The 13,971-nt window shown below is 67.6% G+C and carries 19 protein-coding genes; 16 read left to right on the forward strand and 3 right to left on the reverse strand.

Features of this window, described 5'->3' with window-relative positions:
- Positions 1-20 precede the first annotated feature (20 nt).
- The 6 genes from AC5P9F_RS02655 (at position 21) to AC5P9F_RS02680 (ending at position 3,863) form a co-directional block, all read left to right on the forward strand.
- Positions 21-509, forward strand: a complete 489-nt coding sequence (locus tag AC5P9F_RS02655; protein ID WP_150359536.1) for a hypothetical protein — start codon at positions 21-23, stop codon at positions 507-509.
- Positions 506-928, forward strand: coding sequence for a hypothetical protein (locus tag AC5P9F_RS02660; protein ID WP_005412507.1), 423 nt, complete (start codon positions 506-508; stop codon positions 926-928). The genes AC5P9F_RS02655 and AC5P9F_RS02660 overlap by 4 nt, the downstream gene beginning before the upstream one ends.
- A 41-nt stretch (positions 929-969) precedes the next feature.
- Entirely contained in the window at positions 970-1,632 is a 663-nt protein-coding gene (locus tag AC5P9F_RS02665; protein ID WP_099561331.1) for a DUF2238 domain-containing protein, read from the forward strand.
- Positions 1,629-2,288 carry a phosphoribosylglycinamide formyltransferase gene (purN, locus tag AC5P9F_RS02670; RefSeq protein ID WP_012479348.1) on the forward strand — a complete coding sequence of 220 codons (660 nt, stop codon included), beginning with the start codon at positions 1,629-1,631 and terminating at the stop codon, positions 2,286-2,288. Before AC5P9F_RS02665 ends, purN begins: the two co-directional genes overlap by 4 nt.
- Before the next feature lie 67 nt (positions 2,289-2,355).
- A complete protein-coding gene (locus tag AC5P9F_RS02675; RefSeq protein WP_005412504.1) occupies positions 2,356-3,177 on the forward strand; it encodes a DUF3108 domain-containing protein in 822 nt (273 codons plus the stop codon).
- A 2-nt stretch (positions 3,178-3,179) separates the two neighbouring features.
- A complete protein-coding gene (locus AC5P9F_RS02680) occupies positions 3,180-3,863 on the forward strand; it encodes a DUF3108 domain-containing protein (protein ID WP_005408399.1) in 684 nt (227 codons plus the stop codon).
- A gap of 88 nt (positions 3,864-3,951) precedes the next feature.
- Here the strand turns inward: AC5P9F_RS02680 and AC5P9F_RS02685 are convergent, their stop codons facing one another.
- From AC5P9F_RS02685 to AC5P9F_RS02695, 3 genes are read right to left on the reverse strand one after another with little or no spacing between them, the layout of a single operon-like run.
- Positions 3,952-4,269, reverse strand: a complete 318-nt coding sequence (locus AC5P9F_RS02685) for a hypothetical protein (RefSeq protein ID WP_005408398.1) — start codon at positions 4,267-4,269, stop codon at positions 3,952-3,954.
- Positions 4,266-5,537: a UDP-N-acetylglucosamine 1-carboxyvinyltransferase gene (gene murA / locus AC5P9F_RS02690; RefSeq protein WP_005408397.1), complete on the reverse strand. Its 1,272-nt coding sequence runs from the start codon at positions 5,535-5,537 to the stop codon at positions 4,266-4,268. Before murA ends, AC5P9F_RS02685 begins: the two co-directional genes overlap by 4 nt.
- A gap of 21 nt (positions 5,538-5,558) precedes the next feature.
- Positions 5,559-5,789: a BolA family protein gene (locus AC5P9F_RS02695; protein WP_111174462.1), complete on the reverse strand. Its 231-nt coding sequence runs from the start codon at positions 5,787-5,789 to the stop codon at positions 5,559-5,561.
- 54 nt (positions 5,790-5,843) lie between these two features.
- On the opposite strand from AC5P9F_RS02695, the gene AC5P9F_RS02700 reads away from it, so the two are divergent.
- From AC5P9F_RS02700 to rapZ, 10 genes are all read left to right on the forward strand, one after another.
- Positions 5,844-6,845 carry a KpsF/GutQ family sugar-phosphate isomerase gene (locus tag AC5P9F_RS02700; protein ID WP_049459900.1) on the forward strand — a complete coding sequence of 334 codons (1,002 nt, stop codon included), beginning with the start codon at positions 5,844-5,846 and terminating at the stop codon, positions 6,843-6,845.
- 66 nt (positions 6,846-6,911) lie between these two features.
- Entirely contained in the window at positions 6,912-7,460 is a 549-nt protein-coding gene (locus AC5P9F_RS02705) for a KdsC family phosphatase (protein WP_005408394.1), read from the forward strand.
- Positions 7,457-8,032 carry an LPS export ABC transporter periplasmic protein LptC gene (gene lptC, locus AC5P9F_RS02710; RefSeq protein WP_012479345.1) on the forward strand — a complete coding sequence of 192 codons (576 nt, stop codon included), beginning with the start codon at positions 7,457-7,459 and terminating at the stop codon, positions 8,030-8,032. The genes AC5P9F_RS02705 and lptC overlap by 4 nt, the downstream gene beginning before the upstream one ends.
- A gap of 103 nt (positions 8,033-8,135) precedes the next feature.
- Complete coding sequence (gene lptA, locus AC5P9F_RS02715) at positions 8,136-8,687, forward strand: lipopolysaccharide transport periplasmic protein LptA (RefSeq protein WP_164225759.1); 552 nt, start codon at positions 8,136-8,138, stop codon at positions 8,685-8,687.
- On the forward strand, positions 8,687-9,406 hold the full coding sequence (lptB, locus tag AC5P9F_RS02720) for an LPS export ABC transporter ATP-binding protein (RefSeq protein WP_005408391.1): 720 nt from the start codon (positions 8,687-8,689) through the stop codon (positions 9,404-9,406). Before lptA ends, lptB begins: the two co-directional genes overlap by 1 nt.
- A gap of 39 nt (positions 9,407-9,445) precedes the next feature.
- The gene (locus AC5P9F_RS02725) at positions 9,446-10,867 is read left to right on the forward strand and encodes an RNA polymerase factor sigma-54 (protein WP_111173710.1); all 1,422 of its coding nucleotides are present in this window, start codon (positions 9,446-9,448) and stop codon (positions 10,865-10,867) included.
- 58 nt (positions 10,868-10,925) lie between these two features.
- Positions 10,926-11,243, forward strand: coding sequence for a ribosome hibernation-promoting factor, HPF/YfiA family (gene hpf / locus AC5P9F_RS02730; protein ID WP_004147311.1), 318 nt, complete (start codon positions 10,926-10,928; stop codon positions 11,241-11,243).
- A 21-nt stretch (positions 11,244-11,264) separates the two neighbouring features.
- Positions 11,265-11,717 (forward strand): PTS sugar transporter subunit IIA, encoded by a 453-nt coding sequence (locus tag AC5P9F_RS02735; RefSeq protein WP_005408389.1) that lies wholly within the window; start codon positions 11,265-11,267, stop codon positions 11,715-11,717.
- Entirely contained in the window at positions 11,714-12,664 is a 951-nt protein-coding gene (hprK, locus tag AC5P9F_RS02740; RefSeq protein WP_005408388.1) for an HPr(Ser) kinase/phosphatase, read from the forward strand. Before AC5P9F_RS02735 ends, hprK begins: the two co-directional genes overlap by 4 nt.
- Positions 12,665-12,691: 27 nt before the next feature.
- Positions 12,692-13,576, forward strand: a complete 885-nt coding sequence (gene rapZ, locus AC5P9F_RS02745) for an RNase adapter RapZ (RefSeq protein ID WP_005408387.1) — start codon at positions 12,692-12,694, stop codon at positions 13,574-13,576.
- Positions 13,577-13,971 lie beyond the last annotated feature (395 nt).

A 13,971-nucleotide genomic window follows, 5' to 3' on the forward strand; every position in this document is an offset into this window, starting at 1 on the left:
CGGCAACCCAGGAGCCCCGCATGGACGCAACGCCCCCTTTGTCGCCCGCCCCCGTGCCGCCGCCGCTGGCGGCGGTACCGCTGTTCAGCGCGCAGGATGCCGACCACCTGCGCATGCTGGCCATCGCACACTACGTGGTCGGTGGCCTGATCGTGCTGTTCTCGCTGATCTTCATCCTGCACATCGTGATCGGCATCGCCGCGTTGACCGGCAGCCTGCCGATGAAGTCCGGCGGCGAGCCCTCCTCGCTGGAGGAACAGCGCCTGATGGGCTGGGTGTTCACCGTTCTCGGCTGCGTCGTCGTGTTCGGTGGCATCACGCTGGGCGCGTTCGTGGCCTATGCCGGCCGCTGCCTGTCCCGCCGCCGTCGCCATCTGCTGTGCCTGATCGCGGCTGGCCTGGCTTGCCTGTTCACGCCGGTCGGCACGGTGCTGGGGGTGTTCAGCCTGATCACCCTGCTGCGCCCGCAGGTCAAGGCCGCCTTCGACCTTCCCGCCGCGACCGCATGACCGCCTCCGGCAATCCACCGCCGCTGCCGCATCAGACCCTGGCGCAGCTGCAGCTGACCAGCCATCTGCAGACACTGAGAGTGCTGTTCTACGCCCTGGCCGGTTTTCACTGGGTCGCCGCAGTGGCGTTCCTCGGCCTCAGCGGCTGGGTGGCCCAGTCGCGCGGGTTGGAGGATGCCTGGATGCTGACCACGGTCTATGCGTCCATCGCCGTGCTGGCCGCCGTGCTGGGGTTCGTGCAGCTGCACACCGCGCGCCAGCTGTCACATCGCACCGGGCTGGCCTGGTGCCAGCGCGCGGCGTGGCTGGGCGTGCTGGCTGGACCACTGGGCATGGCGTTGGCCGCCTATGCCTGGGTGTTCCTGTCCAAGCCGGAGATGGCTGCGCTGTTCGACCGCGGTGATCACCTCAGTGCCTGAACCTGGCGGCAGACGCCGCGCCCTATCCTGATCGATTTCCCATGTCCGCGCCTGCCCTCCCGACGACCGCTTCGCCCACCACCCGCCGCTTCCCGGGCCCGAAGAAGTGGGCTTTCGCCGCCGTACTGGCTGTCTTCGCGATCAGCTGGATCCACCCGCTGTGGCCCACCGAGCAGGCCCTGCACAGCACGCTGACCGTGGTCGGTCTGGCCGCGCTGCTGTGGGTCGACCGCCGCGGCGGCTGGCTGGGCAACGGCGCCTTCATCGCCATCTGCGGCTTCATCGCCCTGCACTGCGTGGCGGCGCGCTGGCTGTATTCCAACGTGCCCTACGACGCCTGGGCGCAGATGCTGACCGGCTGGTCGCCGAATGCGGCCTTCGGCTGGCAGCGCAATCATTTCGACCGCCTCATCCACTTCCTGTTCGGCGTCTGCTTCACTCCCGCACTGCTGCAGCTGGCCCGTCACGCGTGGCCGGCGCTGCGCCTGGGCCAGGCCTTCACCCTGGCAGTGATGACGGTGATGTGTGCCAGCCTGGTCTACGAATGGTTCGAATGGGCCATCGCGCTGGCGCTGTCGCCGGATGCCGCCGAAGCCTACAACGGCCAGCAGGGTGACATGTGGGATGCGCATGCCGACATGCTGATGGCGACCGTCGGCAGCCTGCTGACCTGGCCTCTGATCCGCCGGAGTTCCCTGCAATGACCGCCCCAACCCGCATCGCCGTGCTCGCCTCGGGCCGCGGCAGCAACCTGCAGGCCATCCTCGACGCGATCGGCAGCGGCCGCCTGTCGGCCGCGGTGGTCGGCGTGTTCTCCGACCGCCCCGCCGCAGAGGCCCTGCTGCGTGTCGATGCCGGCCTGCGCTGGGCGCATGCACCGAAGGAATTCAGCGACCGCGCCAGCTACGAGCAGGCGCTCGGCGATGCGCTTGCCGCGGTACAGCCGGACTGGATCGTCTGTGCCGGCTACATGCGCATCCTTGGTCCGGCCTTCGTGCAGCGTTTCGATGGCCGCCTGGTCAACATCCACCCGTCGCTGCTGCCGCTGCACAAGGGCCTGGACACCCACGCGCGGGCGCTGCAGGCCGGTGACGCCGAGCATGGCGCCAGCGTGCACCTGGTGGTCCCCGAACTGGATGCCGGCGCGGTGCTGGCGCAGGCCCGCGTGCCGGTGCGGCCCGGCGATGACGCGCAGGCGCTGGCCGCACGCGTGCTTGCGGTGGAGCATCCGCTGCTGATCGCCACACTGCAGTTGCTGTGCGAGGGCCGCCTGGCTGAACGGGAGGGTCAGCCCTGGCTGGACGGTCACCCCCTGTTTAGCCCCTTGGCCCTAGATTCCGCCGGAAACCTGAACCGGTAACGCTCTTGCACACGCCCCGCTGACTGCGGGGCTGGCATCCTGCCCCCTCCCGCGGTTCCTGTCCTCCATGAAGACCACGACGCTGCTGTCCACTTCACTGCTGTTGTCGCTTGCCGTGCTTCCCGCTGTGGGCTGGGGCCAGGCGCAGCCGCCTGCGGCTTCGCCGCCGCCCACACCCGCTGCGCTGCCACCGAACGAGCCCAGTGTGCCGCTGTTGCCGGCACTGGCCTGGGAGCCGCCGCCGCTGCAGCCGTTCACCGCCACCTACCAGGCCTTCTACAAGGGCAAGGAAGCGGGTGATGCCAGCATGCAGGTCACCCACACCGGCGGCAGCCAGTGGCGCGTGGACATGCAGGTGGTCGGCCGCCGCGGCTTTGCCAGCGTGCTCGGCCTGAACATCGAGCAGAGCACGGTGTTCGAGGAGCGCAGTGGCGTCTACGCACCGCTCAGCCAGAGCACGGTGCGCAAGGGCCTGTTCCTGGGCAAGAAGGCCGTGGGCACTTACAACTGGCAGGCCGGCACCGCGCAATGGACCGGCGACGTCAAGAAGGAGCGCGCGCAGCCGATCCCGCTGCGGGCCGGCGACCAGAGCGCGCTGCTGATCAACCTGGCGATCATGCGCGATGCGCGTCCGGGCGCCACCATGCATTACCGCTACGTGGACATGGGCAAGGTCCGCGAACACGACTACCAGGCCGCGCCGCAGACCGAGAACGTCGAGGTCGGCGACCTGTCCTACAACGCGCTGCGGGTCTACCGGACCAACGGTGGCAGAAACGAAACCATTCTCTGGATCGCCAACGGTGTCCCCACCCCGGTGCGCATCCTGCAACGCGAAGACGGCGAAGACCGCGTCGACCTGCGCCTGATCGAATACCAAGGAGTCTGAGCATGAATACCCTGACCCGCCCCCTCACCTGGATCGCAGCCGCTGCCCTGACCGTGGCCAGCCTGCCGGCCATGGCCCTGGAACCGTTCAAGGCGGATTACCTGGCCAGCTACATGGGCATGCAGGCCAACGGCACCATGACCCTGGCCAGCGAAGGCAGCAACAAATGGCGCTACAGCCTGCAGGTGAAGAACCAGCTGGCCGACCTCAGCCAGAGCACGGTGTTCGAGGAAGTGCGTGGCCAGCTGCGCCCGCTCAGCAGCCAGGATCGTTCGGCACTGCTGGTGAAGAAGCGCAACGTGCAGGCCAACTACAACTGGACCAGCAACCAGGCCACCTGGACCGGCGACATCAAGCCGGACCGTGCGGGCCCCATCGCGCTGAAAGCAGGCGACATGGACGCGCTGCTGATCAACCTGGCGATCGCCCGTGACCTGGCCGCCGGCAAGCCGCTGACCTATCGCATGGTGGACGAAGGCCGGATCAAGAACATGACCTACCGCGTGATCGGCAAGGAATCGATCACCGTGGCCGGCAAGAGTTACGAGGCGACCAAGGTCTCGCGCGCCGATGGCAACAAGGAGCTGATCGCCTGGATCGTGCCGGACTTCCCGGTGCCGGCGCGCATGCTGCAGCGTGAGAGCGGCCGCGATGCGCTGGACCTGACCATCAAGGCGATGAACTGAGTGCCGGGGTCGGATCTCATCCCCTCGGGGATGGGCTCTGACCCCGGGCCCCGCGAAAAGAAAACGCCCGCTTTCGCGGGCGTTTTTCTTACTTCTTTTCCTCGGCCGCCGCCGGCTTGAACTCGGTGCGGCAGTCCACGCGGATCTGCTCACCGGTGCTGCGCCAGACAAAGGTGCGGCAATGACGGTTGCCGTCCTGGCTGTCGTTCACCGCGACCGCATAGAACGACTCGATGATCTCGTCACGCGTGACCGTGCCGTCGCCGTTCCAGTCCATGTCCTTCTGCTCGATGCCCTGGGTGATGGCGATGTTGGCGTACCAGGCATAGCCTAGCCACGCCAGCACGATCAGCACCAGGGCCAGCAGCGCCTTGCGACGCGGGCTGAACTTGCCGCGCAGGATCATGGCACGCGCCGGATGGTGGCGCCGAGCGAAGACAGCTTCTCTTCGATGTTCTCGTAGCCGCGATCAAGGTGGTAGATGCGGTCGATGGTGGTATCGCCGCTGGCCATCAGGCCGGCCAAGATCAGCGAGGCCGACGCACGCAGGTCGGTCGCCATCACCGGTGCGCCGCTCAGGTGCTCGCTGCCACGCACGATGGCAGTGTGGCCTTCAACCTGGATGTCCGCGCCCAGGCGCAGCAGTTCGTTGACGTGCATGAAACGGTTCTCGAAGATCGTTTCGTTGATCACGCCCACGCCATCGGCCACGCAGTTGAGTGCCATGAACTGCGCCTGCATGTCGGTCGGGAATGCCGGGTACGGCGCGGTGGTCAGGTTGACCGCCTTCGGCCGCCTGCCCTGCATGTCCAGGGTGATGCTGTCGTCGGTGGTCTCGATCTTCGCACCGGCCTCGACCAGCTTGGACAGCACCGCGTCCATGGTGTTCGGGCGCGCACGGTTGACCGTGACCTTGCCACCGGTCATCGCCGCGGCCACCAGGAAGGTGCCGGTCTCGATGCGGTCGGGCAGCACTTCGTGGCGGCCACCGGACAGGCGCTCGACGCCCTCGATCACCAGGCGGGCGGTGCCCAGGCCTTCGATCTTCGCGCCCAGCGCGATCAGGCAGTGCGCCAGGTCGGTCACTTCCGGTTCCATCGCGCAGTTGTCGAGGACGGTGGTCCCTTCAGCCAGCACCGCGCCCATCAGCACGTTCTCGGTGCCGGTGACGCTGACCATGTCGAAGGTGAAGTGGCCACCCTTCAGGCGCTTGGCGCTGGCCTTGATGAAGCCGTTCTCGACCACAATCTCGGCGCCCAGCGCCTGCAGGCCCTTGATGTGCTGGTCGACCGGTCGCGAGCCGATCGCGCAGCCGCCCGGCAGCGACACTTCGGCGGCGCCGAAGCGGGCCAGCAGCGGGCCCAGCACCAGGATCGAGGCGCGCATGGTCTTGACCAGCTCATACGGTGCGACGTGCTGGTTGACCGGACGCGGGTCGACCACGATCGCGCTGCCGCGCGACAGCGTGCCCTGGTCGATGGTGACCTTGGCGCCCAGCTCGCCAAGCAGCTTCACCGTGGTGACCACGTCGTGCAGGTGCGGCACGTTGGTGATCTCCACCGGCTCATCGGCCAGCAGGGTCGCGCAGAGAATGGGGAGGACGGCGTTCTTGGCGCCGGAGATGCTCACTTCACCGTGCAGCGCAGCGCCGCCGGTCACAACGATCTTGGCCATGTATTCGGGATCTTCTGCGGTTCAGCCGGCTTCGGCCGGGGTCACGGTTCTCAGCGCCAGCGCGTGGATCGCGCCGCCCATCAGGTCGCCCAGGGTGGCATACACCATGCGGTGGCGGGCCAGCGGCATCTTGCCGGCGAAGGCCTCGCAGACCACGGTCGCTTCGAAATGCACGCCATCGTCGCCCTGCACGTCGGCGCGGGCGCCGGGCAGGCCGGTTTCGATCAGATTGCGGATGGTGTCGGCGTCCAACGGGCTTTCCTAATAAAATGTGGGTCCATTCTACTTCCGCTGCGTGGCGTCCGCATGGCCGAATCCCTGTTGCCCCCCCGTTCCGTCGACCCTGCCGGCCTGGTTGCCAGTGGCCGCCGCGTGTTCGAGATCGAGCGGCAGGCGCTGGATGCCGTGGCCGACCGCCTTGGCGAGGCCTTCCAGCAGGCCTGCCAGGCGATCCTGGCCAGCCGCGGGCGGGTGGTCGCCACCGGCATGGGCAAGTCCGGCCACATCGCCCGCAAGATCGCCGCCACCCTGGCGTCCACCGGTACGCCGGCGTTCTACGTGCACCCCGGTGAAGCCGGCCATGGTGACCTGGGCATGATCACCGAAGACGACGTGGTGCTGGCCCTGTCCTATTCGGGCGAGTCCGACGAGGTGCTGATGCTGCTGCCGGTGCTCAAGCGCCAGGGCAACGTGTTGATTTCCATGACCGGCCGCCCGCAATCGAGCCTGGCCACCGCCGCCGACATCCACCTGGACGTGAGCGTGCCGGCCGAAGCCTGCCCGCTGGCGCTGGCGCCGACCTCCAGCACCACTGCCTCGCTGGCGATGGGCGATGCGCTGGCCGTGGCCCTGCTTGACGCGCGTGGCTTCACCGCCGATGACTTCGCCCGCTCGCACCCGGCCGGCAGCCTCGGCCGTCGCCTGCTGCTGCACATCACCGACGTCATGCACACCGGCGACGACCTGCCCAGCGTGGGCGCCGACGCCAGCCTCAGCGAGGCGCTGGTGGAAATGAGCCGCAAGCGGCTGGGCATGACCGCCGTGGTCGACGCCGACGGCGTGCTGATCGGGCTGTTCACCGATGGCGACCTGCGCCGTGCGCTGGACAGCGCGCTGGACGTGCGTACGGCGAAGATCGCCGACGTGATGACCCGCAACCCGCGCACCATCGGCGCCGACCAGCTGGCGGTCGAGGCCGCCCGCCTGATGGAGACCCACAAGATCACCGGCCTGATCGTGGTTGATGACCAGGGCCGCGCGGTTGGCGCGCTGAACATTCATGACCTGTTGCGGGCCCGGGTGGTTTAACCGACAGTCCGTAGACCCCATTCAGTCTGTAACGCTGCACCCGCCCATAACGAGCCTGCCGCCCTGATGCCCTGGTCCCCCCTGCCCGCCTTCCCCGCCCACCTGCATGCCGCTGCGGCCCAGATCCGCCTGGCCTGCTTCGACGTGGACGGCACCCTCACCGACGGTCGGCTGTACTACGACAAGGACGGCAACGAGAGCAAGGCGTACTTCGTGCAGGATGGCCTGGGCCTGAAACTGCTGCAGCAGCACGGTATCCACCCCGTGCTGATCACCGCGCGCAACAGCCAGTCCGCGCTCAAGCGCGGCGCCGACCTCGGCATCGACACCCAGATCGCCGTGGGCGACAAGCTGGCCAGCGTGCAGGCGCTGTGTGCGCAGCACGGGATCGGCCTGGAACAGGTGGCGTTCATGGGCGATGACCTGCCCGATCTGGCGCCGCTGGGTGCGGTCGGCCTTGCGGTGGCCCCGGCCAATGCCCATCCGTGGATCGCCGAACGCGTGCATTGGCAGACCCGCGCCGAGGGTGGCCGTGGCGCCGCGCGCGAGCTGTGCGACATCCTGCTGGCCGCCCAGGGCCGCGCGGATGCGGTGCTGGCGAGGTTTGGCGCATGAACCTGCCCACCTTGAACTGGCGCACCGTGCTCGGCATCAGCCTGCTGCTGGCCGCCCTGCTGAGCAGCTGGGCGGCGCTGCGCAACCGCGACAAGGGTCCAGCCACGGGGGGTCAGGAAATCGGCGTGGATTACATCCTGCATGACTTCCAGATCGTTGCCCTGGATGAGCACGGCAAGGAATCGACCACCCTGCGCGCACCGCGGCTGGAACGCCAGCGCGGCGACCAGACCATCAACATCGCCACCCCGCTGTTCGAGATGCCGGACAAGGATGGCAAGCACTGGACGCTGCGTGCCGAGACTGGCTGGCTCAGCGCCAAGGGCGACGAGATGAAGCTGCGCGGCAAGGTTGCCGGCGACAGCCCGGCGGGCCCGGGTGTGGTGCCGACCACCTTCCGCACCGACCACCTGGACGTGTTCCCGAAGGAGAACCGCGCCCGTACCGACGCCCTGGTGACCATGACCCGCCCGGGCATGGAACAGTCCGGCGTCGGCTTCGAAGTGGATTCGAAGAACAACACGTATCATTTCCTCAGCCAGTCCAAGGGCCGTTACACGCCCAGACGCTGATTCCGCCGCCAGCCCGCGACGTCTCCGGACAGGCGCAGGGCCGGCAGCCCCACCCTCCGCCCCCGGCCCGCCCGGCAGGCCCCCACCGGTAGAACGGACCCCGATGAAGATTCCCTTTGCCGCCGTACTCGCGCTCGATCTTCTTGTCCCCAGCGCCGCCTTCGCCAAGTCCACCGACCGCAACGAAGACATGCACATCGATTCCGGCGCCCAGTCCGGCATGCTCACCGGCGACGGCAAGACCGTACTGTCGCAGGGCGTGATCATCACCCAGGGCACGCTGGACCTGCGTTCGTCCGAGGCCGAGATCTACCTCAAGGACGGCGAGGCCGTGCGCGTGGTGTTCACCGGCAAGCAGGCCAAGATGAAGCAGCAGCTTGATGACGGCACCTGGATGGATGCGCTGGCTGATCGCATCGACTACGACATCAAGACCGAGATCATCACCCTGACCGGCAACTACAAGGTCACCAGCGCGCGCGGCACCAATGCCGGCCAGCGCATGGTCTACAACACCCGCACCGGCGAGATGAACTCCGGTGGTGACGGCAGCCGCGTGCGTACCGTCATCCCGCCGAAGAACAAGACCCCGGCCGCGCCTGCGGCACAGCCCAAGGCCACCACGCCGGCACAGCCGGCCGGGAGCAGGAAGTAATGCTCGTCGCCAAGGGCCTGCGCAAAAAGTACAAGCAGCGCGAAGTGGTCAAGGACTTCGGCCTGACCCTCGATGCGGGTGAAGTGGTCGGCCTGCTCGGCCCCAACGGTGCCGGCAAGACCACCTGTTTCTACATGATCGTCGGTCTGGTGGCCGCCGATGCCGGCAGCATCGTGCTCGACGGCAAGGACATCACCGGCGACCCGATGTACACCCGCGCCAAGCAGGGGGTGGGCTACCTGCCGCAGGAACCGTCGGTGTTCCGCAAGCTTACCGTGGCCGACAACATCCGCCTGGTGCTGGAACTGCGCGAGGACCTGGACTCGGCCGGCCGCGAGCGCGAATTGAACGGCCTGCTCGACGAACTGCAGCTGGGCCATGTCGCCGACCAGCTCGGCGCCAGCCTGTCCGGTGGCGAACGCCGCCGCTGCGAGATCGCCCGCGCACTGGCCGCACAACCGCGCCTGATCCTGCTCGACGAACCGTTCGCCGGTGTCGACCCGATTTCGGTCGGCGAGATCCAGCGCATCGTCACCCACCTCAAGCAGCGTGGCATCGGCGTACTGATCACCGACCACAACGTGCGCGAGACCTTGGGTATCTGCGACCGCGCGTATATCCTCGCCGAGGGCAGCGTGCTGGCCCAGGGTTCGCCGGAGGCGATCCTGGACAACGCCGATGTACGCCGCGTCTACCTCGGGGATTCCTTCAAGCTGTGAAGCAGTCGCCGGGTCCCTTTCCTTCCTTTCGGCACAGGCATGAAGACTCGGCTGCAGACATCGTTGGGACAGCAACTGGTGCTCACGCCCCAGTTGCAGCAGGCGATCAAGCTGCTGCAGATGTCGGCCACCGAACTGGAGCTGGAGATCGCGCAGGCAGTGGAAAGCAACCCACTGCTGGACTGGGCCGACAGCAACGACAGCAGCGCCGCCAACGAAGGCAGCGATGGCAACGACAACGAAGCGCCTGCAGAGCGCAGCGATGAGGGCGACGACTGGGCGCCGACCGAACTGGACTGGACGACGACCGGCAGCGGTGGCAGCTTCGATGATGACGACGACAACGGCAGCGCCGCCGAGCGCGTAGCCGAAACCGAAACACTGGCCGACCATCTGCTGTGGCAGCTGCATCTGTCGCATCTGTCCTCGCGTGATCGCAGCATCGGTGCCGCGCTGATCGATGCACTGGACGACGATGGTTACCTGCGCGAGCCGCTGGCCACCATCGCTGAAACCCTGTTGCCGGCGATCCACGCCGACGAGGGCGAGATCCTCGCCGTGCTGCACCGCATCCAGCGCTTCGATCCGGTGGGTGTGGCTGCACGCACGCTGGGCGAATGCCTGCTGCTGCAGCTGGATGTGCTGGCCGGCGACACGCCCGGCCTGCTCCTGGCGCGACAGATTGCCGCAGGACCCCTGGAACGTTTGCCGCGCAGCGGCGTCACCGGGCTCGCCCATGAGTTGAAGCTGCCGCTGGACGAGGTCGAGACTGCCGTGGCGCTGCTGCGTTCGCTGGACCCGCGCCCGGGCACGCAGATCGCGCCGCTGTCGCAGGACACCTATGTGGTGCCGGATGTGGTGGTGTGGCGGCAGAACGGCGTATGGCGCGCAGCGCTGGCCGCGCATGCCGGGCCGAAGGTGGTGATCCACCGCGGCTACGAACAGCTGATCCGACGTTGTGGCGACGCCGATGCCGGCTACCTGCGTGCCCAGCTGCAGGAAGCGCGCTGGCTGCTGAAAGGGCTGCAGCAGCGTGGTGAAACCCTGCTGCGCGTCGTGCGCAGCCTGATCCTGCAGCAGGCCGGCTTCCTCGAATTCGGCGAGCAGGCGCTGCGTCCACTGACCCTGCGCGAGATCGCCGCCGAGCTCGGCCTGCACGAATCCACGGTCTCGCGCGCGATCGCCCGCAAGCACGTGCGTACCCCGCGAGGCACCCTGCCGCTGCGCGCCTTCTTCGCCTCGGGCATCGATACCGAGAGCGGTGGCGAAGCGTCCAGCACCGCCATCCAGGCGATGATCCGGCGCCTGATCGACGACGAGAACCCGCGCAAGCCGCTTTCTGACGCCAAGCTGGCTGACCTGCTCAAATCGTCGGGAATTCCAGTAGCGCGACGCACCGTGGCGAAGTATCGTGAAGCCATGAACATTTCCGCCTCGCACGAAAGGGTCAGAATCGCTTGACGCGCCGCCGCGCCCGGCGGAGAGGTTCATTGGCACATCCGAACACAGGAGAAACCCGATGCGCATCGAAACGTTTGGCAAAGATGTCGAAGTCACCCCGGCCCTGCAGTCCTATGTTGAGGAGAAGCTGGCCCGGATCGGAAAGCACTTCGACCAGCACTGCGAAGCGCGGGTGACCCTCAAGCTGCAGAAGACCGAACACCACGTCGACGCCAGCCTCAACATTCCCGGCCAGACCCTGCACGCCGAGGCCAATGCCCAGACGATGTATGCCGCGATCGACCTGCTTGCGGACAAGCTTGACCGTCTGGTGATCAAGCACAAGGAGAAAAAACAGCAGCACGCACCGCTGCCGGTGGGCGACAATGGTGGCTGATCGCCACCGTTCCCCGCAGACATGCCCCTGACTGACCTCCTGGCGGCCGTGCAGACCCAGCTCTGCACGGCCACCGACCGTGACAGCGTCCTGCAGGCCGCCGCCGGGTTGCTGGCCTGCCGCCAGGCCAACGCCGAACAGATCTATCTGAACCTGTGCCAGCGCGAAGCGCTGGGCAGCACCGCCATCGGCCACGGCATCGCCATTCCCCACGGCCGCGCGCCAACCCTGGACCGCCCCCGCGGCGCCCTGCTGCGGTTGGCCACCCCGGTCGATTTCGGTGGCGAGGAGCCGGTGGACCTGGTGTTCGCGATGGCCGTCCCCGCCCACTACACCCACCAGCACCTGATGCTGCTGTCCGAGCTGGCCGAGCTGTTCTCGGCGCCGGACATCCGCCAGGCCCTGCGCGAAGCGGGCGATGCCCGGGCGCTGCGCGAGGCGCTGGACATGACCCCACCTGCGAGTGCCGCATGAATACCAGCATCACCGCCCGTGAACTGTTCGAACAGCAGCGCGAGCGGCTGGGGCTGCGCTGGGCTGCCGGCAAGTCCGGCGAGAAGCGCGAGCTGGAGGCCGGCAACACGGTCTCGCGGCGTCCGTCGCTGGCCGGCTATCTCAATGCGATCTACCCCAACAAGGTGCAGATCCTGGGCACCGAGGAACTGTCCTGGCTGGATGCGCTGGAACCGCGCCAGCGTTGGGAGACCATCGAAAAGATCATGCAGTCGCACCCGCTGGCGCTGGTGCTGACCCGCAACCAGGCCTGCCCGGAAGACCTGCGCGCTGCCGCGGACGAATCCGGCACGCCGCTGTGGCTGTCGCCCAAGCGCGGCCACGAACTGCTCAACCACCTGTCCTACCACCTGGCGCGTACGCTGGCGCCGCGGGTGATCCTGCATGGCGTGTTCATGGAGATTTATTCCATCGGCGTGCTGATCACCGGCGAAGCGGGATCCGGCAAGAGCGAACTGGCGCTGGAACTGCTCAGCCGTGGCCATCGCCTGGTGGCCGACGATGCCCCCGAATTCACCCAGATCGCACCCGATGTACTCGATGGCACCTGCCCGGAGCTGCTGCAGGACCTGCTGGAAGTGCGCGGCCTGGGCGTGTTGAACGTGCGCGAGATGTTCGGCGACACGGCTGTAAAGAAGAACAAGTACCTTCGGCTGATCGTCCACCTGACCAAGCCGATGACCGAACCCACCCCGCATGGCTACGAGCGCCTGACCGGCGATTCGGGCACCCGCCATGTGCTGGACCTGGACGTACCGCTGATCACCCTGCCGGTGATGCCCGGCCGCAACCTGGCCGTGCTGACCGAGGCGGCCACCCGCCTGCACATCCTGCGCACCAAGGGCATCGACCCGGCAGCCATGTTCATCGCCCGTCACAGCAACCTGCTGGAACGGCGAACACCCTGATTTCCCTGCCCTTCGAAGAGCCTGTCCATGAGCACCGTCACCCCCTCCGCCCCGACCCTGATCATCGTCAGCGGCCTGTCCGGCTCGGGTAAATCCGTCGCCCTGAAGACCTTCGAGGACCAGGATTACTACTGCTCGGACAACCTGCCGATCAATCTGCTCCCCGACTTCGTGCGCAGCCTGCTGACCAACCACGACGGCAGCGCACCACGGCGTCTGGCCGTAGGCATCGACGTTCGCGGCCAGGCCGACCTGAGCCAGCTGGGCGACTGGCGGCAGCTGGCGGCCGACGCCGGCGTGGACGTGAAGGTGCTGTTCTTCGAGGCCAGCGACGAGGCCGTGCTCAAGCGCTACGCCGACACCCGTCGCCGCCATCCGCTGAGCCAGCTGGGCCTGTCGCTGCCTGAAGCCATCGCCCGCGAACGCGAGTTGACCGCACCGCTGCGCCGCGAGGCCGATGCGGTGATCGACACCAGCAGCCTCAACGTGCATCAGCTGCGGCGGCGGATCATCACCGAGTTCACGATGGACCATGCCACCGGCCTGTCGCTGCTGTTCGAATCGTTCGCCTACAAGCGCGGCGTGCCGGCCGAAGCGGACTTCGTGTTCGATGCGCGGGTGCTGCCCAATCCGCACTGGGACCCGGACCTGCGCGCGCTCAGCGGTCGCGAACCGGGTGTACGCGACTACCTGGAAGCGCAGCCGGACGTGCAGCGCTACCTGGCCCAGCTGATGGACTTCCTCGATACCTGGCTGCCGAAGCTGAGTGATGGCACCCGCAGCTATGTGACCGTGGCGTTCGGCTGCACCGGCGGCAAGCACCGCTCGGTGTTCCTGGCCGAGCGTCTGGCCCGGCATGCCCGCGAGATGGGCTGGGAAGACGTGGCGACGTACCACCGCGAACAGGATTGAGGGGGGTCGGCCGGGCTGCGCCCGGCACCCGCCGGTAGTGCCGGCCGCTGGCCGGCAACAGCAACAGCAACAGCAGAAGCGGCATTCCGTGGGATGGCGGGGCGGTGTGGGTCTGCAGGACACGCCGTGAACCCCGCTCCGCGGTCCGGCCCAGCCGCTGGCGGCTGGGCGTTCGGGCGCTTGCGAAGCAGTGCTTCGCAAGCAAAGCGCCCTCACCCCTGGGGGCTCGATGGCGCCATCCATGGCGCCAACGGTCCTGCAGACCCACACCGCCCCACCTCTGACAGATTTCTGCTGCGGGTGGGTGTCGACCCTGGTCGACACGATGGATCCACGCCATGCGTGCATGAATCGCTGTCAGGCATCGAAAAACGGATGGGGTCGGATCTCTCTCT

The sequence above is a fragment of the Stenotrophomonas sp. YJH_SMC_4 genome, from assembly GCF_059371575.1.